Annotated in this window: 17 protein-coding genes; 4 read left to right on the forward strand and 13 right to left on the reverse strand. The window is 59.6% G+C overall.

All coding sequences use genetic code 11. The features are described from left to right. Positions 1-208 precede the first annotated feature (208 nt). From M1D99_RS04015 to exaC, 13 genes are all read right to left on the reverse strand, one after another. A complete protein-coding gene (locus M1D99_RS04015) occupies positions 209-607 on the reverse strand; it encodes a hypothetical protein (protein WP_458131410.1) in 399 nt (132 codons plus the stop codon). Next, positions 582-1,751: an ImmA/IrrE family metallo-endopeptidase gene (locus M1D99_RS04020; RefSeq protein ID WP_458131411.1), complete on the reverse strand. Its 1,170-nt coding sequence runs from the start codon at positions 1,749-1,751 to the stop codon at positions 582-584. The genes M1D99_RS04015 and M1D99_RS04020 overlap by 26 nt, the downstream gene beginning before the upstream one ends. Beyond that, the gene (locus M1D99_RS04025; RefSeq protein ID WP_458131412.1) at positions 1,748-3,121 is read right to left on the reverse strand and encodes a 7-cyano-7-deazaguanine synthase; all 1,374 of its coding nucleotides are present in this window, start codon (positions 3,119-3,121) and stop codon (positions 1,748-1,750) included. Before M1D99_RS04025 ends, M1D99_RS04020 begins: the two co-directional genes overlap by 4 nt. Then, positions 3,121-3,660, reverse strand: a complete 540-nt coding sequence (locus M1D99_RS04030; protein WP_458131413.1) for a hypothetical protein — start codon at positions 3,658-3,660, stop codon at positions 3,121-3,123. The genes M1D99_RS04025 and M1D99_RS04030 overlap by 1 nt, the downstream gene beginning before the upstream one ends. 879 nt (positions 3,661-4,539) lie before the next feature. Then, positions 4,540-5,271: a LexA family transcriptional regulator gene (locus tag M1D99_RS04035; RefSeq protein ID WP_458131414.1), complete on the reverse strand. Its 732-nt coding sequence runs from the start codon at positions 5,269-5,271 to the stop codon at positions 4,540-4,542. 194 nt (positions 5,272-5,465) lie between these two features. Beyond that, positions 5,466-5,993, reverse strand: coding sequence for an inorganic diphosphatase (ppa, locus tag M1D99_RS04040; protein ID WP_186613746.1), 528 nt, complete (start codon positions 5,991-5,993; stop codon positions 5,466-5,468). A gap of 111 nt (positions 5,994-6,104) precedes the next feature. Continuing rightward, positions 6,105-6,917 (reverse strand): M90 family metallopeptidase, encoded by an 813-nt coding sequence (locus M1D99_RS04045; RefSeq protein WP_458131415.1) that lies wholly within the window; start codon positions 6,915-6,917, stop codon positions 6,105-6,107. Positions 6,918-6,922: 5 nt separating this feature from the next. Next, entirely contained in the window at positions 6,923-7,579 is a 657-nt protein-coding gene (locus M1D99_RS04050; RefSeq protein WP_305491160.1) for a DedA family protein, read from the reverse strand. 633 nt (positions 7,580-8,212) lie between these two features. Continuing rightward, positions 8,213-8,677, reverse strand: a complete 465-nt coding sequence (locus tag M1D99_RS04055; protein ID WP_186706590.1) for a GNAT family N-acetyltransferase — start codon at positions 8,675-8,677, stop codon at positions 8,213-8,215. Positions 8,678-8,784: 107 nt separating this feature from the next. After that, positions 8,785-9,609: an ethanolamine ammonia-lyase subunit EutC gene (gene eutC, locus M1D99_RS04060; RefSeq protein WP_458131416.1), complete on the reverse strand. Its 825-nt coding sequence runs from the start codon at positions 9,607-9,609 to the stop codon at positions 8,785-8,787. Positions 9,610-9,619: 10 nt separating this feature from the next. Continuing rightward, complete coding sequence (locus tag M1D99_RS04065; protein ID WP_458131417.1) at positions 9,620-11,014, reverse strand: ethanolamine ammonia-lyase subunit EutB; 1,395 nt, start codon at positions 11,012-11,014, stop codon at positions 9,620-9,622. Positions 11,015-11,071: 57 nt separating this feature from the next. Beyond that, on the reverse strand, positions 11,072-12,520 hold the full coding sequence (gene eat, locus M1D99_RS04070; RefSeq protein WP_053125697.1) for an ethanolamine permease: 1,449 nt from the start codon (positions 12,518-12,520) through the stop codon (positions 11,072-11,074). A 280-nt stretch (positions 12,521-12,800) separates the two neighbouring features. Continuing rightward, entirely contained in the window at positions 12,801-14,321 is a 1,521-nt protein-coding gene (gene exaC, locus M1D99_RS04075) for an acetaldehyde dehydrogenase ExaC (RefSeq protein WP_030140394.1), read from the reverse strand. Positions 14,322-14,928: 607 nt separating this feature from the next. Between exaC and M1D99_RS04080 the strand changes: the two genes are divergently transcribed. The 4 genes from M1D99_RS04080 (at position 14,929) to M1D99_RS04095 (ending at position 19,341) form a co-directional block, all read left to right on the forward strand. Next, positions 14,929-16,833, forward strand: a complete 1,905-nt coding sequence (locus M1D99_RS04080) for a sigma-54-dependent Fis family transcriptional regulator (RefSeq protein WP_434574131.1) — start codon at positions 14,929-14,931, stop codon at positions 16,831-16,833. A 252-nt stretch (positions 16,834-17,085) separates the two neighbouring features. Continuing rightward, positions 17,086-18,435 (forward strand): UDP-N-acetylmuramate:L-alanyl-gamma-D-glutamyl-meso-diaminopimelate ligase, encoded by a 1,350-nt coding sequence (gene mpl / locus M1D99_RS04085; RefSeq protein WP_186706585.1) that lies wholly within the window; start codon positions 17,086-17,088, stop codon positions 18,433-18,435. Next, complete coding sequence (gene ubiX, locus M1D99_RS04090) at positions 18,432-19,064, forward strand: flavin prenyltransferase UbiX (RefSeq protein ID WP_053125690.1); 633 nt, start codon at positions 18,432-18,434, stop codon at positions 19,062-19,064. Before mpl ends, ubiX begins: the two co-directional genes overlap by 4 nt. After that, positions 19,057-19,341 carry a YceK/YidQ family lipoprotein gene (locus M1D99_RS04095; protein ID WP_458131418.1) on the forward strand — a complete coding sequence of 95 codons (285 nt, stop codon included), beginning with the start codon at positions 19,057-19,059 and terminating at the stop codon, positions 19,339-19,341. The genes ubiX and M1D99_RS04095 overlap by 8 nt, the downstream gene beginning before the upstream one ends. Positions 19,342-19,572 lie beyond the last annotated feature (231 nt).

Raw genomic sequence — 19,572 nt, forward strand, 5'->3', positions numbered from 1 at the left:
AAGCTTTGCAAGCCTCCTAAGGCTTGGGCATAAACCTACGTTTTCGCGTCCGATCACCTTTTCAATCCAGTCGAATTGGCTGTCTCGGACTTGCATTCTGGCGTGTTTCAGCGCTTGAAGCGTTGCAACGGCTAAGGCTTTATCTCCGATTGAAATACGCACGGGCTCGTAAGCAAGAATATCGACTGTTGTAATGAGTCGCAGTGTTTCAAAACGTTGGGAGGAAATTTGAGTCGCTTTTTTTTTCATCAATGGCCGCAGTGAAATCAGCGCTATGCGCTAGCGCGAGCGTGGCGGATTCGCCGTCTCCGAGCGAGGTCGCAGTGTTGCCGGAAACCAAGTCAAAAAAATGCTGCAATGCAACACCTGAAAGTTCTTCACTCTTCAAAATTTGATCTTGAATCAACTCCAAAAGCTGTTTGGGCTCAGCTCGTCCGTTAATTGCCCCTTGCCCAATTTCGCGTACGACATTGTCAGTTACTACGATAGCCGCCGGGACTGCTCGCAGTATTGCGCGGGCATGACCAGTCGCGAGCAGATTTATTATGACGCTGGCGTCGAGAACCAGAGTGCTATCTTGGTCAGTAAGGAAGCTTGAAAAGGTCATCAACCTCATCCTCTTCTGCCTCATCAAGTAACTCGCGTACCTTCGCCCGATCGAGCTTAAGCATGTCGGACAATTGCCCTTCACTGATTAGATCTTTCTTCCAAGCATCAATAGCTAACAAATAAAGTCTTGATGATTGCTCTGCATCCGTAGTTATCGAATCGTCGGCCCTTGAGCCTAGCACCTGCTGAGCTTGTTCGTCGGTAATGCCGCCATTATCCACGAACCAATCCCACGTTCCCTTTTTCGTCAGGTCCAACTCTTCAAGCCGCATCACTATTGCCTGGCGTGAAACGCCAAAGAAGTTCGCGAGCAGGATGATGTGCCGGCGAGTTAGGTGGGTTGATCCAATGGTCACTTCCTTGAATTTCTCCATGACAGTACGGGCTGGCGTTAGGAAAGCGCTGCCGAAGGCATTCGCGTACCGTTCTTCACGCGAATTCTCATACTTGTCGGATTGATAAATCTCAGGTTGGCGACGCGTCGCTATAAAGTGCCCCAGCTCATGGGCCCCAGTCTGAGTCCTACGATCCTTCCGATGTCGCGCATTGATCAGCATACAGGCGCCAACGGCGTCGTCGTAGGCAAACAGCCCAGATACTTTGGATTCAAGTCTACGGGTGTAGACACGAATTCCAAGCTGCATCTCTAGGAGAGCAAATAGGTCATGTATGGGACTCTCACCGAGCCCGAGCCAACTCCGGAGGCTATGAGCATCATGCTCTGCCTGTTTGCGTACATCACCGGGCAAAATGGTTTTTTCGACCGGATAGTTTGAAGATTTCCGAGCACCGAGAATGTTTTCAAGTTCTACTTCAGCTCTAACGAGATCGTTCAATATTTGCGCTGCGTGACTGATACCTGCATCACCGGTATCTGGCAGTGAGCGGAAGCGGGGAACAAGGTCTACATGAATAGCTTCTTGACGTAGTAGTGAATTTACAGACACGCCATAGCAGCGGCTGAGCATTTGAATTTCGTCAAGCCTTGCAGATCGCTTCCCTTTTTCAATAGCGACGAGAGTGGTTCTTGCAAAGCCTACTGCCTTGGCTGCTGCCTCTTGAGTCACTGCCGAAGTTTCGCGCGCGATTTTTAGCCGTTCGCCCAGTACAGCCGGACTCAGTTCAAAGTTTAGTTTGGTCATGATATGCCATCTATCCATTTCCTCACGAACGACCCTTGTTTCATGTCGTTCGTGAAAGCTGACCACTCCTTGGTGTGTTGCTGCAAGAACCTGTCCAGGTTCTGCGCCACAGCCTGTGGCGCCTCGTTCAAAGATCGAGCCAATTCGCTCGACCTGCGGCGTTTGATCAGTTCGTACTGCGAAGAATCCCGAATCGATGCAAGGTGCTCGAAGTGAAGTACCCCTGCGATGGCATATTGTCGCAAGGCTTTGGTAACGCCATTGAAGTCTTTTGCTGCCCCTGCCTCCCAGGTAGGGGTATCTAGGGATTCCCACACATAATTCTCTGGTGGCTCCTGCAATCCTGCAGCATGAACGCTAAGGCGGCGAAGAATGCAGGCCGCGCAGACTCCACATTGTCGTCTTGCGCCTAAGACGGCTGCATGTCTTGATTGTTGCCAGCATGACCTAGTCGTTACCCAATCCGCACTATCACCACAGATTTCGACGAACTCACGAAGGGTCTCGCCCTTCGTCATCCAGAGCCTGGGAAAGGTGTACTGGAATTGATAGCCAAGCAGTGCTTCTATAAAGCGCTCCATGAGCTTGGTGAAGGCAGGGTGGTTTCTATAATCCTCATATCCATGTGCAACAGGAAGGAGAACCGGTGCAAGTGCACCTTGTCCGCTTTCGGGGATGATGGCCATAGGAGCAGCGATCAGGTATCCCGCAATTGCGGATACAATGCTGAACTTGAATCCGCGACTGCGCGCACTTCTTTCGGCCGTTCTCCCATCATCAAGCTTGACCGAATAGGGAATGGCTGTGAATGGAATGCGTAGGCGCTCCTTTTTGGTTATGTCGTGTTGTTTGCTCCCTATTCGCAAACGAATCAGGCGTTTCCCTCGACGCTTGCTTTCAATTTCTGCGACCGCACGTGAGTCCATCCCATCACTGAACGCGATCACAGCCTCAACGTCGGACGGGAAAGTTATGAGACCTTGGCGCGGTATTTCTGCAGCTTGTTTTCGAGGTCGAAAGTTGAAATGCCAGTCATCGCCAGTCAGTAGGTTCAGTGCGTTGACTAGCGCGCGATCGACTTTGTTATTCGACCACCTTTCAACGTCGTGTACTGGAACATTCACAGTGAACCGTCTACCCCATCCCATGGAGCTGCGTACAAGGACGCGATCGCAAAATTCGACTGCCGCCGCTACGAGTAGCGCGTCATGCGTCACCGGCTCCCATTTGTCATGGGACGAGAAGGTTGCCAGGTTCTCGAGGTCGAACTTGATGTTCTTCCCGATGTAGCAGGGAATAGCATCTGGTCGTTTTTGAGTGTCTGGTTCGAGTACATCTACAGTTATCCCCTTAGGCGGAACGATAGTCATCACAGCGATACCCCGTCTTCAATGCCGGTCCTTTTCCGTGGGGGAGAGATTCTGGCTGGCCCTAGGCCTACGAGATCCAGGCCGAACTGGGCCTCTGAGAAAGTAGAAATTACACTCTGAAGTCTCTTACCAACACGATCTGCTCTCTGCTGATTCGAGTCGCGAAGGTAGTGTTCTTCGATCGATCGTATGTTGGCGTGACACCGATCTTTGGCCGCAAGACCGACGGCTTCATAAAAGGCTTCTATTCCAAATTTCCCTTCATGAATAAGGGCAATGCACCACTGAACTAGGTTGGTGCCAAAAACGGAGGCGGCTGCCAGAGTTTTCGCATCTTCAAGTTGTGCTAGCGCTATTTCGCGCATCCCCAGAGAGTTATCAAAGCCGGAGAACACCGCTTTCAAGGCGGTCGTTAATGACCAATTAACCTCCATTTTGAAGTCACTAGCGACAGCATGAATCGTCGCCTCTGTTATCTGGGCAGTATCGTAGGCGTCCTGGTCGGCACGCTTTGCCAGCTCTCTCCATGGCTTCTGCAACTTCAAGCTTCTGTGTGGCCCATCGCTCATTTGCCCAGCCCCCAGTGAATTCCGGTTTCGACATTGTCAGATTTTTAGTATAAAAAAATGACAATGTCAAATGCGTGGCTGGAAAAATGACGAGCCGTTAGGATTGGTTTCTCGGATAGCTACCCAATCCTACCTCTCTTCGTTTGTCGTGTAGCTGAACCGCTACACCCAGTTTTTTGGCCCCGTAGTTTTGACGATAAGGCGCAGCCCTTCACTGTTTTCGTAGGTTCTTGGCTCGATCACATTTTCGACATTCTTTGCGGTCAGCTTGCCCATCTTTTCGGCCCTCTGGTCCCCCACTCGATCTCCCACTTGGCTGTGGAAGACGATGGATGAAGGCGGACGTCACAGGAATACACGTAGGCTGAAACCTTTGATCTAACAAGGTTTCGCGCTTTTTAGTGGATGAGGGTAGTTTCCAAAAGACATAAAAAAGCCGGCTTATGGCCGGCTTCTCGTTGACTGATTCAGCTCGTTTTTGACAAACCTTACCAGCCTTCAAAACGTACATCCGGCTCTTGCGGCCGGCTGTGGGACTTGGTCAGAAAGTGATCTGCCTTGTCGGTGCGAGGCGTGGGCTCGCAAATGTGGGGCGGAGGATACGCGGGTTTTCTTTGGAAGCCCAGTGGTAAGTGGTGTGGAATCATTGGGTTATCGGTGATTCAGATAGAAAAGCAGGGGGCTGCTGCGCAGCCCAGCGGGAGCAAGCTCCCTCGCCACAAAAGCTCTCTGCCACAAGAGCTCTCTGCCACAAGAGCTCTCTGCCACAAGAGCTCTCTGCCACAGAAGCTGCATGACACAAAAGCTCCTCAGCGTAAGGAGCTTTGCTTGTCTGCCCGTTCGGGTGGGTTAGTCAAACACCGGCGGTCTCTGTTTGTTGAGGGTTGACCACCAGAACACCCAGCCGATGACGTGGATGTGTTGCTTGTCGATCTGTTCTGCGCTGAAGACTTCGTCGGGGTAGGCGGCGCTGTTATGGCTGCGCAGGCGCAGTCGGTTGCCGGGGATGCGATGCAGGTATTTGATGCGGAGCATGCCGTCATGTTCGAGGGCATAGATTTGTCCGTCGACAATTTGCGTCAAGCCGCGGTCAATGGCGACGGTGGAGCCGTCTTCTATACGTTCGGCCATGCTGTCGCCGACCATGGTGATGCAAATGGCGTCGCTGGGGTCGATTTCGAGGGATTCGAGGTGGCTGCGGGGCAGGCGGATGGATTGGTCGGGGATTTCGACGATGTGGGTTTTGGTTTCGCCGGGGGCGATGGGGACTTCCTTGTAGAAGGGCAGTTCGATGTCCGTGGGTTCGGCCACGCTGTAGACGCCGTCGTTTTCGGCGGCTTCGTAGGTGGTGCCGGGGCCGAGGCCCAATGGCGTTTGTGGGCCTTCGCCGCGGGCGAGCCATTCCGGGCTGACGGTCAGCAGGCTAGCGATGGAGTGGATGCGTCCGGGCGGGATGCCACGGTTGAACCAGTTGTTCACGTGTTGGGATTTCACGCCGTACAACTTCGCGAAGTCGGCGGATCGGATGTTCGCTTCTCTGAGGAGGGCTCTGAAGCGGTCGCCACTGGAAAGTATTTTCATAAACGGAAAGTTTAGAGACGACTATGTTTTGGGCAATAAACATGTCGTGTGAATTTATAAGATGATCTTTCCGTTTGCGGGAATCGAAACTGGCAATGTAAACGTGGCTAAACGCTATTAATACGAAACCGTATTAAGCAGGGTCCAAACATAAAAAACCCCGGTACTAACCGGGGTTCTTTTTAAGTTCGGTCTCAGCCTTTGTAGGCGGCAACCGATTGGGTGATCGCTTCACGGGCGGCATCAGCACCGGCCCAGCCTTCGATCTTGACCCACTTGCCTTTTTCGAGATCTTTGTAGTTCGCGAAGAAGTGCTCGATCTGCTGGATCAGCAGCGGTGGCAGGTCGGTGTATTCCTTCACGTCGACGTACAGTTGCGACAGTTTGTCGTGTGGCACTGCGATGACTTTGGCATCGCCGCCGCCGTCGTCGGTCATGTTCAGGATGCCGACTGGACGGGCGCGGATGACCGAGCCTGGGGCCACTGGGTAAGGGGTCACGACCAGCACGTCGAGGGGGTCGCCGTCGTCGGCCAGGGTGTTGGGGATGTAACCGTAGTTGGCCGGGTAGAACATCGGGGTGGCCATGAAACGGTCAACGAACAGGCAGTCGCTGTCTTTGTCGATTTCGTATTTGATCGGGGCGTGGTTGGCCGGGATTTCGATTGCGACGTAGATGTCGTTCGGCAGGTCTTTGCCAGCCGGAATCTTGCTGTAGCTCATTGGGCGGTGCCCCCGTTAGTTGACCAAATGACTGGTCGGATTGACCAAAAAGTGGCGGCGATTATAGGCATATTCGGCCGCTGTTGCCACGTTACCAGGGTCTTAGAGACCTTAGTATGACGCCTGATAGACCGGATCTTCGGCCTGAAGTTGCCGCAGCCGGGCCAATGGATCCTGGCGGTAGAACGCCTTGAGCTGTTCATACACCCGTGGATAGGCCTGGTGCAGCAGGTCCGGGGCGCTGAAGAAGTATTCGCTGGTGACGGCGAAGAACTCCGCCGGGTTTTCGGCGGCGTAGGGATCGATGGCGGTTTGTGCGTCGGGGTTGTGGTCGAGTTGGCGGTCGAGGTCGTCGAAGGCTTGCTGCATGGCCTCGGCCCAGTCGCTGACGCGCATGTCGGCGTGCAGCGGTGGCAGGCCGTTGGCGTCGCCGTTGAGCATGTCGAGTTTGTGTGCCAGTTCGTGGATCACCAGGTTGTAGCCGTCCCAGCCGCCACTGGCCATGACGCCGTCCCAGGCCAGGATGATCGGGCCTTGGGGCCAGGCTTCGCCGCTGTGTTCGCCGTCCCACTCGTGTTCGATGCCGCTGGCGTCGCGGTAGCGCTGGGGGCTGAGGAAGTCGTCGGGGTAGAGGATGATTTCGTGGAAGCCCTGGTACCAGTTCAGGTCGCCGAGGTGCATCAGTGGCAATTGGGCTTGGGCGGCGAGCAGCAGGCGTTGTTCCTGGTGCAATTCGACGCCGGGCAGGGCGGTGAGGTGTTTGTCGTGGAGGAACAGCACGCAGGCTTCCCGCAGCCATTGGTCCTCGGCGGCGCTGATGCCGTCGAGGAAGCTCAATTGTTGGCGCACCCGCTGCCAGGTGTCCTCGGCCACGGGGTGTTTGGCGAGGGTGCGTCGGCGGCGCCAGTTGCTCAGGGACCACATGGCGATCAGCGCGGTTGGGCTTTCGAGGCGCGCTGGTTCAGTTTGCTGCGTACCAGGCTGATGATCATCGGCAGCAGCGACAGCAGGATGATGCCCACCACCAGCAGCGACAGGTTTTGCTTGATGAAGGGTACGTTGCCGAAGAAGTAGCCGAGGGTCACCAGGCCGCCGACCCAGAGGACGGTGCCGAGGACGCTGAAGCCAAAGAAGCGCAGGTAGTTCATCTTGCCGACGCCAGCGACGAAGGGGGCGAAGGTGCGGATGATCGGCAGGAAACGCGCCAGGGTCACGGTTTTACCGCCGTGTTTGGCGTAGAAGTCGTGGGTTTGCTGCAGGTAGTCGCGGCGGAAGATTTTCGAGTTGGGATTGCTGAAGAGTTTTTCGCCAGCAGTGCGGCCGATGAGGTAGTTGGTGCTGTCGCCGAGGATGGCAGCGAGCATCAACAGGCCGCCCAGCAGGACGGGGTCCATGGCGCCACCGGCGGCGACGGCGCCGGCGATGAACAGCAGGGAATCGCCGGGCAGGAACGGCATGACCACCAGGCCGGTTTCACAGAAGATCACCAGGAACAGGATGGCGTAGACCCACGTCCCGTAGTTGGTCACCAGCATGTCGAGGTAGACGTCGAGATGCAGAATGAGGTCGAGGGGGTTGAAATCCATGTATGGCACCTGTGGTGGCGGCCCGACTCGGCAGGCGGGTGGGTCTGGCTTTGAGTATGGCTACAGGGTGTGTAGCTTTTTCTTACAAGCTGGGAAGAGCGGCATTATACGGTGGGGCGGGGGGAGTGCGGGGGGAGTTTGTAGCTGGGGATTTCTGAGGGATTGCCTGGATGAGGCGTGGCTCGGACCGCTTTTGTGGCGAGGGAGCTTGCTCCCGCTGGAGCGCGAAGCGGTCCCAACAGCAGCCACTGCGGTCATCCTGATGTACCACATGCTCAGGGATTGGGGCTGCTGCGCAGCCCAGCGGGAGCAAGCTCCCTCGCCACAAGGGGTTACTCGGCCACGAAGTTTCATTCCGTCACAAGGACGGTGGTGCTAAGGGAGGGCTTTGGTTGTTGGGTCTGTAATGGGTGCTGGCGCAGGCTGTCTTGTGTGGCGAGGGAGCTTGCTCCCGCTGGAGCGCGAAGCGGTCCCAACAGCAGCCATCGCGGTCATCCTGATGTACCGCGTGCTCAGGTTTTGGGGCTGCTGCGCAGCCCAGCGGGAGCAAGCTCCCTCGCCACAGGGGTTTCACTCGGCCACAGAGGTTTGATCGCTCCCACGCGGAGCGTGGGGACGATCAGTCCGCGGTCATCAGGTCAAATCTTCGCTGATCGGCAACACGTAGTTCTTGAACTCGGTGTCTTCCTTGAACCCAATCGATTCGTAGGTCTTCTGCGCGACTTCGTTGTTGCTGCTGGTGGAGACGCGCATGCGGACGGCGTTGGTTTCCTTGGCCATTTTTTTTGCGGTGCGGATCAGGTTGTCGGCCACCAGCTGGCGGCGGGCGTCTTCGGCGACGTAGATGTCGTTGAGGATCCACACGCGCTTGAGCGACAGCGATGAGTAGCTCGGGTAGAGCTGGCAGAACCCCAGTAAACGGTTGTCGTCGTCATCGGGCAGGGCCAGGTAGATCACCGACTCTTTGCGGCGCAGGCGCTTTTCGAGGAAGGCTCGGGACGAATCCGGGTAGGGCAGTGAGCCGTAGAATTCCCGGTATTTGACGAACAATGGGGTCAGCAGGTCCAGGTGTTCCAGGGTTGCTTGGATAATCCGCATGGTAGGTCTCGTCTGCAAGGGTCGACAGATATTCTGACAACACTGTCGCGCTGCCGTGCTTTTGATGCTGCCTGAAAGCGGATCAAAAACGCAATCGGATAAACGGGTCAGTCGCGGGGCGGCGCCAGTAGGAAATTACCTTTCATATCGGCAGCGTTTTCCGACTCTAGAGTGTTTACCTGGGCTTCGTCCTTCAGATTGACCCCCGAGAGCTGTCGGCGACAGGCCTCGCGCATCAGGTAGATCAGGCGATGGGCCGCCATGCCGTAGCTCAGGCCTTCGAGGCGCACGTTGGAGATGCAGTTGCGATAGGCATCGTTCAGGCCGACCTTGGGGGCGTAGGTGAAATACAGCCCCAGGCTGTCGGGGGAGCTGAGGCCGGGGCGTTCGCCGATCAGGATCACCGACATCTTGGCACCGAGCCGTTCGGCCACTTCATCGGCCACGGCGACGCGGCCTTGTTCCACCAAAACGATGGGCGACACCGACCAGCCTTCAGCGGTGATCTGTTCTTCCAGCCGCGCCAGGAACGGCAAGGTATGGCGATGCACGGCCAGCGCTGACAGGCCGTCAGCGACGACGATGGCCAGGTCCACGCCGCCAGGGTGGGCCGCCGCGTACGCGTCCAGCATTTGCGCGGATGCCTCATCGAGCCGTCGGCCCAGGTCCGGGCGTTGTAGATAACTGTTGCGGTCGCTGGCCGCGCTATGGAGCAACAGACTCTCACGGCCGCGTTCATCCAGTTGTGCGCGGATGCCCTGGTGGTCGAACGCCAGGTGCACGGCATCACGGGCCTGGGCGTGGGCGAACTGGAAATCCAGTTGCGCCGAGGTCGGCAGGCTGGTGCCGGTGCGGCCCAGGGCGATGCGCGCCGGGGTGAGGTTGCGCAGGTTCAGCCAGGGGTTTTGTGGATCGACAGGTGATTTATCCATGGCGGGTCTCTTATCCCAAGTGCGCTAAGGCATGACGAAACGCCGGTGGCAGGTTGTCGCCGAACCGCACCCGGCCATCGGCCTGGGTGAAGATGCCCATGTTCGCCAGCCAGGTTTCGAATTCCGGCGCCGGTTTCAGGCCCAGGGTCTGGCGGGCGTAGAGGGCGTCGTGGAACGAGGTGGTCTGGTAGTTGAGCATGATGTCGTCGGAGCCGGGGATGCCCATGATGAAGTTGATCCCGGCCACGCCCAGCAGGGTCAGCAGGGTGTCCATGTCGTCCTGGTCGGCTTCGGCGTGGTTGGTGTAGCAGATGTCGCAGCCCATCGGCACGCCGAGCAGCTTGCCGCAGAAGTGGTCTTCGAGGCCGGCGCGGATGATTTGTTTACCGTTGTAGAGGTATTCCGGGCCGATGAAGCCTACAACCGTGTTCACCAGGAACGGGTTGAAATGTCGCGCCACGGCGTAGGCCCGGGTCTCGCAGGTCTGTTGATCGACGCCGTGGTGGGCGTTGGCCGACAGCGCGCTGCCCTGGCCGGTTTCGAAATACATCAGGTTGTTGCCGAGGGTGCCGCGATTCAGGCTGAGCCCGGCGTCGTAGCCTTCCTTCAAGATGCTCAGGCTGATGCCAAAACTGGCGTTGGCCGCTTCGGTGCCGGCGATGGACTGGAACACCAGGTCCAGGGGCACGCCGCGATTGGCCGCTTCGATGGAGGTGGTGACGTGGGTCAGCACGCAGCCCTGGGTGGGGATGTCGTAGCGCTGGATGATGGCGTCGAGCATTTCCAGCATGGCGCAGATCGAGGCGGTGCTGTCGGTGGCCGGGTTGATGCCGATCATGGCGTCGCCGTTACCGAAGAGCAGGCCGTCGAGGATGCTCGCGGCGATCCCGGCGGGTTCGTCGGTGGGGTGGTTGGGTTGCAGGCGGGTGGACAGGCGCCCGCGCAGGCCGAGGGTGCCGCGGAACTTGGTGACGACGCGGATTTTCTGCGCCACCAGGACCAGGTCTTGCACGCGCATGATCTTCGACACGGCGGCGACCATTTCCGGCGTCAGGCCCGGAGCGAGTGCCCGCAGGCTCTGTTCATCGGCGGCGTCGCTGAGCAGCCAGTCGCGAAAACCGCCGACGGTGAGGTGGCTGACGGCGGCAAAGGCTTGTTTGTCGTGGGTGTCGACGATCAACCGGGTGACTTCGTCGACCTCGTAAGGAATCAGCATTTCTTGCAGGAAATGGCTCAGGGGCAAGTCAGCCAACGCCATTTGCGCGGCCACGCGCTCGCCATCGTTGAGGGCCGCGACTTCGGCGAGGAAATCCCCGGAACGGGCCGGGCTGGCCTTGGCCATCAGGTCTTTGAGGCTGTCGAAGCGGTAGGTCTGGGCGCCGACCGTGTGTGCAAAGCTGGCCATACAGGTTCTCCGTGACGGCGCCGCTGGGCGGCGCCGTGGTTTTCGGCACGTTACGGCTTAGTGCAAGGCTTCTTCGGCTTTTTGAATGGCCGCGAATTCCTCTTCGGGCGTGCCTGCGACCAAGTGATGCCGACTGTAGAAAGCAAAGTAAGCAATTAACACTCCATAGATGATCGCGGCGCCGATCACTACCCGTGGGTCGACCAGGAAGCCCGCCACCACGGCGATGCACGCCAACACCAGGGCCACGCCCGAGGTGAAGATGCCGCCCGGCGTGCGGTATGGCCGGTCCATTTTGGGGCGACGGATGCGCAGGGTGATGTGCGCGGCCATCATCAACACGTAGGAAATGGTCGCGCCGAACACGGCTACCAGAATCAGCAAGTCGCCTTGGCCGGTCAAGGACAGGCCGAAACCGATGATGCCGGGAATCACCAGTGCCAGGACCGGTGCCTTGCTTTTATTGGTTTCCGAGAGTTTGCGTGGCAGGTAGCCGGCGCGGGACAAGGCAAAGATCTGCCGCGAGTAGGCGTAAATGATCGAGAAGAAACTGGCGATCAAACCGGCCAGGCCGACGAGATTGACGAAGCTGCCCATCCAGGTCGAACCGCCGTAGGCCTTGGCCAGGGCTTCCACCAGCGGGTTGCCCGAGGTCATCAGCGCGTTGGAGCCGGCGCCGCCCGGGCCAATCACCAGGATCAGCAGGGCGAAGGCCACCAGCACCAGCATGGCGCCGATCAGGCCGCGTGGCAGGTCGCGCTTGGGGTTCTTGGTTTCTTCAGCGGCCAGGGGCACGCCTTCCACGGCGAGGAAAAACCAGATGGCATAAGGGATCGCCGCCCAGACGCCGACGTAGCCGAAGGGCAGGAACGGACTGGCGCCCACCGCTTCCTTGACCGGGATGTCCAACAGGTTGGCGACGTTGAAGTGCGGCACCATCGCCACCAGGAAAACCCCCAGCGCCAGGGCGGCGACGGCGGTGATGATGAACATCAGCTTGAGCGCTTCGCCGACGCCAAATATGTGGATGGCGATGAAGATGATGTAGAACGCCAGGTAGATCATCCAGCCGCCAATGCCGAACAGCGACTGGCAATAGGCGCCGATGAACACGGCAATCGCCGCCGGGGCGATGGCGTACTCGATCAAAATCGCCGTGCCCGTGAGAAACCCGCCCCAGGGCCCGAAGGCGCTGCGGGCAAAACCGTAGCCGCCGCCGGCGGTGGGGATCATCGAGGACAGCTCGGCAAGGGAAAAGCACATGCACAGGTACATCGCGGCCATCAGCAGCGTGGCGAGGAACATCCCGCCCCAGCCGCCCTGGGCTAGGCCGAAGTTCCAGCCGGCGTAGTCACCGGAAATGACATAGGCCACGCCCAGGCCCACCAGCAGGACCCAGCCCGCTGCGCCTTTTTTCAGTTCGCGTTGTTGGAAATATTCGGAACCGACTTTTTCGAAGTCGACCGAGGACGTTGCCGGTTGCGGGTTTGCATGATCGCTTGGCATAAGGGTTTACCTGTTTTTATTGTTGTTTTATCCAACCTGATCGCCGGAGTGGCGCATTACCCCTGTGGGAGCGGGCTTGCTCCGGGCGGCGATCCGACGAAAGCGGTCCTACCTTCAGCATCTAAGTGACTGACACACCGCTTTCGCGAGCAAGCCCGCTCCCACAATGGATCTGTTTCAACCCTGGAAACGAGTTATCCACAGATCCCTGTGGGAGCGAGCCTGCTCGCGAAGGCGATCTAAAGGGCGAAGCAGGGTTGCCTGCCTCGCCCTTTTTTACTTAGAAGAACCCCAACGGATTGATGTCGTAGCTCACCAGCAAATTCTTGGTCTGCTGATAATGATCGAGCATCATCTTGTGCGTCTCACGACCCACGCCGGACTTCTTGTAGCCACCGAACGCGGCATGCGCCGGGTACAGGTGGTAGCAGTTGGTCCATACGCGACCGGCCTTGATCGCCCGGCCCATGCGGTAGGCGCGGTTGATGTCGCGGGTCCAGAGACCGGCGCCGAGGCCGAACTCGGTGTCGTTGGCGATCGCCAGGGCTTCGGCTTCGTCCTTGAAGGTGGTGATGCTCACCACTGGGCCGAAGATTTCTTCCTGGAACACACGCATCTTGTTGGTGCCCTTGAGCAGGGTCGGCTGGATGTAATACCCAGTCGCCAGGTTGCCCTCGAGTTTTTCCACCTTGCCGCCGGTCAACAGCTCGGCGCCTTCGCCCTTGGCGATTTCCAGGTAGGAAAGAATCTTGTCGAATTGCTGCTCGGACGCCTGGGCGCCGACCATGGTGTCGGTGTCCAGCGGGTCGCCGCGTTTGATCTGCAGGACTTTCTTCATCACTACTTGCATGAATTCGTCGTAGATCGACTCCTGCACCAGGGCGCGGGATGGGCAGGTGCAGACTTCGCCCTGGTTGAAGAAGGCCAGCACCAGGCCTTCGGCGGCTTTTTCGATGAAGCTTGGCTCGGCCTGCATGATGTCTTCGAAGAAGATGTTCGGCGACTTGCCGCCCAGCTCCACGGTGGACGGGATGATGTTTTCGGCCGCGCATTTCATGATGTGCGAGCCCACCGGGGTCGAGCCGGTGAAGGCGATCTTGGCGATGCGCTTGCTGGTGGCGAGGGCTTCGCCGGCTTCTTTGCCGAAACCTTGCACCACGTTCAGTACGCCGGGAGGCAGCAGGTCACCGATCAGCTCCATGAGCACGCAGATGCCCAGTGGGGTTTGCTCGGCCGGCTTGAGCACCACGCAGTTACCGGCGGCCAGGGCCGGGGCGAGTTTCCAGGCGGCCATCAGCAGCGGGAAGTTCCACGGGATGATCTGCCCGACCACGCCCAGCGGTTCGTGGATGTGATAGGCCACGGTGTTGCCGTCGATCTCGGCGGCGCTGCCTTCCTGGGCCCGCAGGCAACCGGCGAAGTAGCGGAAGTGGTCGGCGGCCAGGGGGATGTCGGCGTTGAGGGTTTCGCGCACGGCCTTGCCGTTGTCCCAGGATTCGGTGATCGCCAGGGTTTCCAGGTTCGCTTCGATGCGGTCGGCGATTTTCAGCAGGATCAGCGAACGGGCCTGGACCGAGGTGGCGCCCCAGGCATCGGCGGCGGCGTGGGCGGCGTCCAGGGCTTTGTCGATGTCTTCGGCTGTGGAGCGCGGGAATTCGGCGATGGGCTGGCCATTGACCGGGGATGTGTTGGTGAAGTACTGACCTTTGACAGGCGCGACGAACTCGCCGCCGATGTAGTTACCGTATTTAGCCTTGAACGAAACGATAGCGCCTTCAGTACCGGGGTGAGCGTAACGCATGATGAGTTCTCCTTGGCTTTTGTGCTTATTAGGGAGCCGCGCAAATTCGCGCTGGTACTTAAGCCTAGAGCAAAGGTTGGGCCATTGCCTTGCAGGGCCCGGAAATCAAGACTTTAGGAGGAGTTGGCCGGACAAACGGAGGGGCTGTGTGACGCTTGCGATACAGCGGGTGTGACAGTTTGTGCCAGATGCGAGACAGTCTGTGACCGGCAGGTCGCGCCAGCATTGCAAAGGCGGTTGGGCTGGAGGATGCTGGCTTCGACGGCGAGGCCATGGACGGACCGCTTTTGTGGCAAGACTGCTTCTGTTGCAGGACTGTTTGGGTGACAAGGCTGCTCTTGCAGAACTGTTTGGGTGACAAGGCTGCTCTTGCAGAACTGTTTGGGTGACAAGGCTGCTTTTGTGGCGAGGGAGCTTGCTCCCGCTGGACCGCGAAGCGGTCCCAAGGCAGCCAACTCGGTCAGCCTGATACACCGCAAACTCAGGTTTTTGGGGCTGCTGCGCAGCCCAGCGGGAGCAAGCTCCCTCGCCACAAGGTTGGGTGTTCACAGTTGGATATTCACCAGTTGCTCCAGTGAGGCAGATCCTTCGGGGAGAACAATAAGAAATGCACAGCAACCATTTGAGTCGCCATGCCCAGCAAGTCCTGACGGTCACCCAGGGCAAGGCCCATTTGCAGGGCCCTGGCAGCGATCCGTCGATTGCCCGTTCCTGGCTGCGTTGCCTCGAGGACTATCACCTCGACCCGGCCCAGAACCTGGCGCCGACGGTGCTCGAGCATGGCCGGGTGCTGGAAAGTCGCGAGCGCTTGCAGCAAGTGCTGCACATCGCCGGCAATGAAATGACCAGCCTGCACCAGCAACTCTCCGGCGCCGGCCACGCGGTGCTGCTCACCGACGCCCGAGGGGTAATCCTCAACTGCGTCACCGCCCCCAGCGAACGGAAGATTTTCGAACGGGCCGGCCTCTGGCTCGGCGCCGACTGGAGCGAAGCCTGCGAAGGCACCAACGGCATCGGCACCTGCCTGGTGGAACGCCAGGCCCTGACCATTCACCAGGAAGAACACTTTCGTGGCCGCCACACCGGCCTGACCTGCTCGGCCAGCCCGGTGTTCGATCCCCACGGTGAATTGCTGGCGGTGCTCGACGTGTCGTCGGCCCGGCCGGACGTGTCGCGCCAGAGCCAGTTCCACACCATGGCCCTGGTCAATCTCTCGGCGAAGATGATCGAGAGCTGCTACTTCCTGCGTTGCTTCGACAATCAATGGCTGCTGCGCTTCCACTTGCAGGCCGAGTCCGTAGGACTGTTCAGCGAAGGCTTGATGGCCTTCGACGGCGAAGGGCGGATCTGCGCGGTCAATCAGAGCGCGCTCAATCTCTTGGGACATATTCGCGGAGGCTTGCTCGGTCAGCGGGTCGAGGACTTTTTCGACTGTTCACTGGACGAGTTGCTGGGCCGGGCCAGCGCCCAAGCCAGCGCCAGTTGGCCGTTGCGCACCCGTGACGGCCGGCATTTGTTCGCCGTGTTGCGTGGCCAGCCCCGCAGCGTGCCGGTGCCGGTCGCGCCGTTGCTCAAGGCCATCGAGCCCGCACGGTTGCCGGGTATCTGCCTGGGGGACGCGGCGCTGCAGGAGCATTTTCGCAAGGCGCTGCGGGTCTACGAGCGCGATGTGCCGCTGCTGATCCAGGGTGAAACCGGCTCCGGCAAGGAGGCGTTCGCCAAGGCCGTGCACCACGCCAGCCAGCGCGCCGGGAAAAACTTCGTCGCCCTCAACTGCGCGGCCATCCCGGAAAGTCTGATCGAGAGCGAGCTGTTCGGTTATCGCGGCGGCAGTTTCACTGGCGCGCGCAAGGAAGGCATGCGCGGAAAGCTGCAACAGGCCGACGGCGGCACGCTGTTCCTCGATGAAATCGGCGACATGCCCCTGGCCTTGCAGACCCGCTTGCTGCGGGTGTTGGAAGATCGCCAGGTGGTGCCCATCGGCGGCGAGCCCGAGCCGGTGAACGTGCGCATCATCAGCGCCACCCACCGGCAGTTGCTCGACCGGGTTCGGGATGGCAGCTTTCGTGAGGATTTGTATTACCGCCTCAATGGTTTGGAAATCCCCCTCCCGGCGTTGCGCGAACGCAGTGACAAGTCGCAGTTGCTGGATTTCCTGTTGGCTGAAGAGAGCGGCGCCGAGACGGTGTTCATCGACGAACCGGCGCGCCAGGCATTGCTGGGCTTCGACTGGCCGGGCAACGTGCGACAACTGCGCAATGTGCTGCGCACCCTTGCCGCGTTGTGTGATGGCGGGCGGATTGGGTTGGAGGATTTGCCGGCGATGATTCGCCAGCGTCCAGTTACGCCGGTTGAGGCCCCGACTGAACACCCGCTGGCAGATGCCGAGCGCATGGCATTGCTCGATGCCTTGGAGCGCCAGCGCTGGCACATGACCCACACGGCGGAGCAACTGGGGATCAGCCGCAATACCCTTTACCGCAAGCTGCGTAAACACGCCATCGCCCGTTAACCGCGGCGCGGCCATTCGCGAGCAAGCCCGCTCCCACAGTTGACCGCATTCTTCCTGAATGGACTCGGTCAAATTGTGGGAGCGGGCTTGCTCGCGAAAGCGGCGGCATCTTCAACATCTATGCAACTGACCCACCGCTATCGCGGGCAAGCCTTGCTCCCACAGGAGGCCGTCTGTGCACGGGGGGCTCAAACACAAGGTGCGATTTTCCCCTCCCTACGCTAACCTGCGGCCATGTTTACGAGGTCGACTATGCACATCCATATTCTCGGTATTTGCGGCACTTTCATGGGTTCGATGGCGGTCCTGGCCAAGGAGCTGGGCCATCACGTGACCGGTTCCGACGCCAACGTCTACCCGCCGATGAGCACGCAGCTGGAGGCCCAGGGCATCGAGCTGACCCAAGGTTATGACCCGGCGCAACTGGAGCCGGCGCCAGACCTGGTGGTCATCGGCAACGCCATGTCCCGTGGCAACCCGGCGGTGGAATACGTGCTCAACAAAGGCCTGCCGTACGTGTCCGGGCCCCAGTGGCTGGCCGATCACGTGTTGCAGGGCCGTTGGGTCCTGGCCGTGGCCGGCACTCATGGCAAGACCACCACCAGCAGCATGCTCGCCTGGGTGTTGGAGCACGCGGGCATGAGCCCGGGCTTCCTGATCGGTGGCGTGCCGCAGAATTTCTCGGTGTCGGCGCGCCTGGGTGGCACGCCGTTCTTCGTGATCGAAGCCGATGAGTACGACAGCGCGTTTTTCGACAAACGCTCGAAATTCGTCCACTACCGTCCACGCACGGCGATCCTCAACAACCTTGAGTTCGATCATGCCGACATCTTCCCCGATCTACCGGCCATCGAGCGGCAGTTCCACCACTTGGTGCGCATCATTCCCAGCGAAGGCCTGGTGATTCACCCGACCACCGAGCCGGCGTTGCAGCGCGTCATCGAGATGGGCTGCTGGACCCCGGTGCAGACCACCGGCGCGGGCGGTCAGTGGCAGGTAAAGTTGCTCAAGGATGACGGTTCGCAGTTCGAAGTCATGTTCGAAGGCCAGTCCCAAGGCGTGGTCGAGTGGGACATGACCGGCCAGCACAACGTTGCCAACGCCTTGGCGACCCTGGCGGCAGCCCGTCATGTCGGCGTGGTGCCGTCCATGGGCATTGCCGCGTTGAGCGCGTTTAAAAGCGTGAAGCGGCGGATGGAGAAAGTCGCCGAGGTCAACGGCATCACCATTTATGACGACTTCGCTCACCATCCGACGGCCATCGCCACCACCCTCGACGGTTTGCGCAAGCGTATCGGTGACGCACCGCTGGTGGCGATCATCGAGCCGCGTTCCAATTCCATGAAGCTCGGCGCCCACCGCGACGGCCTGCCGGAAAGCGTGGTCGATGCCGACCAGGTGATCTGGTACGCACCGGCCAACCTCGGCTGGGACCTCGGTGCCACCGCCGCGCTGTGCACGGTGCCGTCGATTGTCAGCGATTCCCTGGAGGGCATCATTGAGCGCGTGAAGAGCCAGGCCCAGCCCGGCACCCACGTGGTGATCATGAGCAACGGCGGCTTCGGTGGCCTGCACGGCAAACTCGCCGAGGCGCTGAAATGAGCAACGGCCCGGAACGCATCACGCTGGCGATGACTGGTGCGTCCGGCGCCCAGTACGGCTTGCGCCTGCTCGATTGCCTGGTGCGTGAGGACCGCGAGGTGCACTTCCTCATCTCCAAGGCCGCGCAACTGGTGATGGCCACCGAGACCGACGTGACCCTGCCGGCCAAGACCCAGATGATGCAGGCCTTCCTCACCGAATACACCGGTGCGGCGGCGGGGCAGATTCGTGTGTATGGCAAGGAAGACTGGATGTCGCCGGTGGCCTCGGGTTCCGGCGCCCCAGCGGCGATGGTGGTGGTGCCGTGTTCCACCGGGACGCTGTCGGCGATTGCCACCGGGGCCTGCAACAACCTCATCGAACGGGCGGCGGACGTCACGCTCAAGGAGCGCCGCCAGTTGATCCTGGTGCCGCGGGAAGCGCCGTATTCGAGCATTCACCTGGAGCACATGCTCAAGCTGTCGAACCTGGGTGTGACCATCCTGCCGGCGTCGCCGGGGTTTTATCATCAGCCGCAGACCATCGACGACCTGATCGATTTCGTGGTCGCGCGGATCCTCAATCTGCTGAACATTCCCCAGGACATGTTGCCCCGTTGGGGCGAGCATCATTTGAGCAGTGATGAGTAAGCTGCTGATCGTGCTGCTGGCGCTGCAACTGACCGGCTGCGCCACCGCCCGCACCCTCGACGCGGCCAAGCCGGGTGCGCCGGTGGTCTACGCGGGCACGCGCCTGGACTTGTATGCCCTGAAGGGTGGCTGCTGCGCCAAGGACCGCTTTGGTGCCGAGGCGCCGAGTTACCCGGGCGTGGACCTGCCGGGTAGCGCGCTGTTGGATACCTTGCTGTTGCCGTTGTCGTTGTTCACGGCATTAGGCGTAGGGTTTCAGGCAACGGGTGGGATGTAACAAGCACCACAGTGCCTTGACCTGCCCAAAACCTGTGGCGAGGGAGCTTGCTCCCGCTGGGCTGCGAAGCGGCCCCAAGCTTTTTCCCCCTGAAATCCAAGGCGACTGCTGCGCAGTCGAGCGGGAGCAAGCTCCCTCGCCACAATGAGTGCTTGGCTTTGGATTTGGTAGCGAGCCCTTCGCGAGCAGGCTCGCTCCCACATTCGACCTCATTCTTCCTGACGGAACTCG

The organism is Pseudomonas sp. R3-41 (assembly GCF_054161485.1).

What these genes read in the sequence shown, in the direction of transcription:
- M1D99_RS04015 (WP_458131410.1), bottom strand. Translation starts at nt 607, where the DNA reads ATGACCTTTTCAAGCTTCCTTACTGACCAAGATAGCACTCTGGTTCTC.
- M1D99_RS04020 (WP_458131411.1), bottom strand. Translation starts at nt 1,751, where the DNA reads ATGACCAAACTAAACTTTGAACTGAGTCCGGCTGTACTGGGCGAACGG.
- M1D99_RS04025 (WP_458131412.1), bottom strand. Translation starts at nt 3,121, where the DNA reads ATGACTATCGTTCCGCCTAAGGGGATAACTGTAGATGTACTCGAACCA.
- M1D99_RS04035 (WP_458131414.1), bottom strand. Translation starts at nt 5,271, where the DNA reads ATGAAAATACTTTCCAGTGGCGACCGCTTCAGAGCCCTCCTCAGAGAA.
- ppa (WP_186613746.1), bottom strand. Translation starts at nt 5,993, where the DNA reads ATGAGCTACAGCAAGATTCCGGCTGGCAAAGACCTGCCGAACGACATC.
- M1D99_RS04045 (WP_458131415.1), bottom strand. Translation starts at nt 6,917, where the DNA reads ATGTGGTCCCTGAGCAACTGGCGCCGCCGACGCACCCTCGCCAAACAC.
- M1D99_RS04050 (WP_305491160.1), bottom strand. Translation starts at nt 7,579, where the DNA reads ATGGATTTCAACCCCCTCGACCTCATTCTGCATCTCGACGTCTACCTC.
- M1D99_RS04055 (WP_186706590.1), bottom strand. Translation starts at nt 8,677, where the DNA reads ATGCGGATTATCCAAGCAACCCTGGAACACCTGGACCTGCTGACCCCA.
- eutC (WP_458131416.1), bottom strand. Translation starts at nt 9,609, where the DNA reads ATGGATAAATCACCTGTCGATCCACAAAACCCCTGGCTGAACCTGCGC.
- M1D99_RS04065 (WP_458131417.1), bottom strand. Translation starts at nt 11,014, where the DNA reads ATGGCCAGCTTTGCACACACGGTCGGCGCCCAGACCTACCGCTTCGAC.
- eat (WP_053125697.1), bottom strand. Translation starts at nt 12,520, where the DNA reads ATGCCAAGCGATCATGCAAACCCGCAACCGGCAACGTCCTCGGTCGAC.
- exaC (WP_030140394.1), bottom strand. Translation starts at nt 14,321, where the DNA reads ATGCGTTACGCTCACCCCGGTACTGAAGGCGCTATCGTTTCGTTCAAG.
- M1D99_RS04080 (WP_434574131.1), top strand. Translation starts at nt 14,929, where the DNA reads ATGCACAGCAACCATTTGAGTCGCCATGCCCAGCAAGTCCTGACGGTC.
- mpl (WP_186706585.1), top strand. Translation starts at nt 17,086, where the DNA reads ATGCACATCCATATTCTCGGTATTTGCGGCACTTTCATGGGTTCGATG.
- ubiX (WP_053125690.1), top strand. Translation starts at nt 18,432, where the DNA reads ATGAGCAACGGCCCGGAACGCATCACGCTGGCGATGACTGGTGCGTCC.
- M1D99_RS04095 (WP_458131418.1), top strand. Translation starts at nt 19,057, where the DNA reads ATGAGTAAGCTGCTGATCGTGCTGCTGGCGCTGCAACTGACCGGCTGC.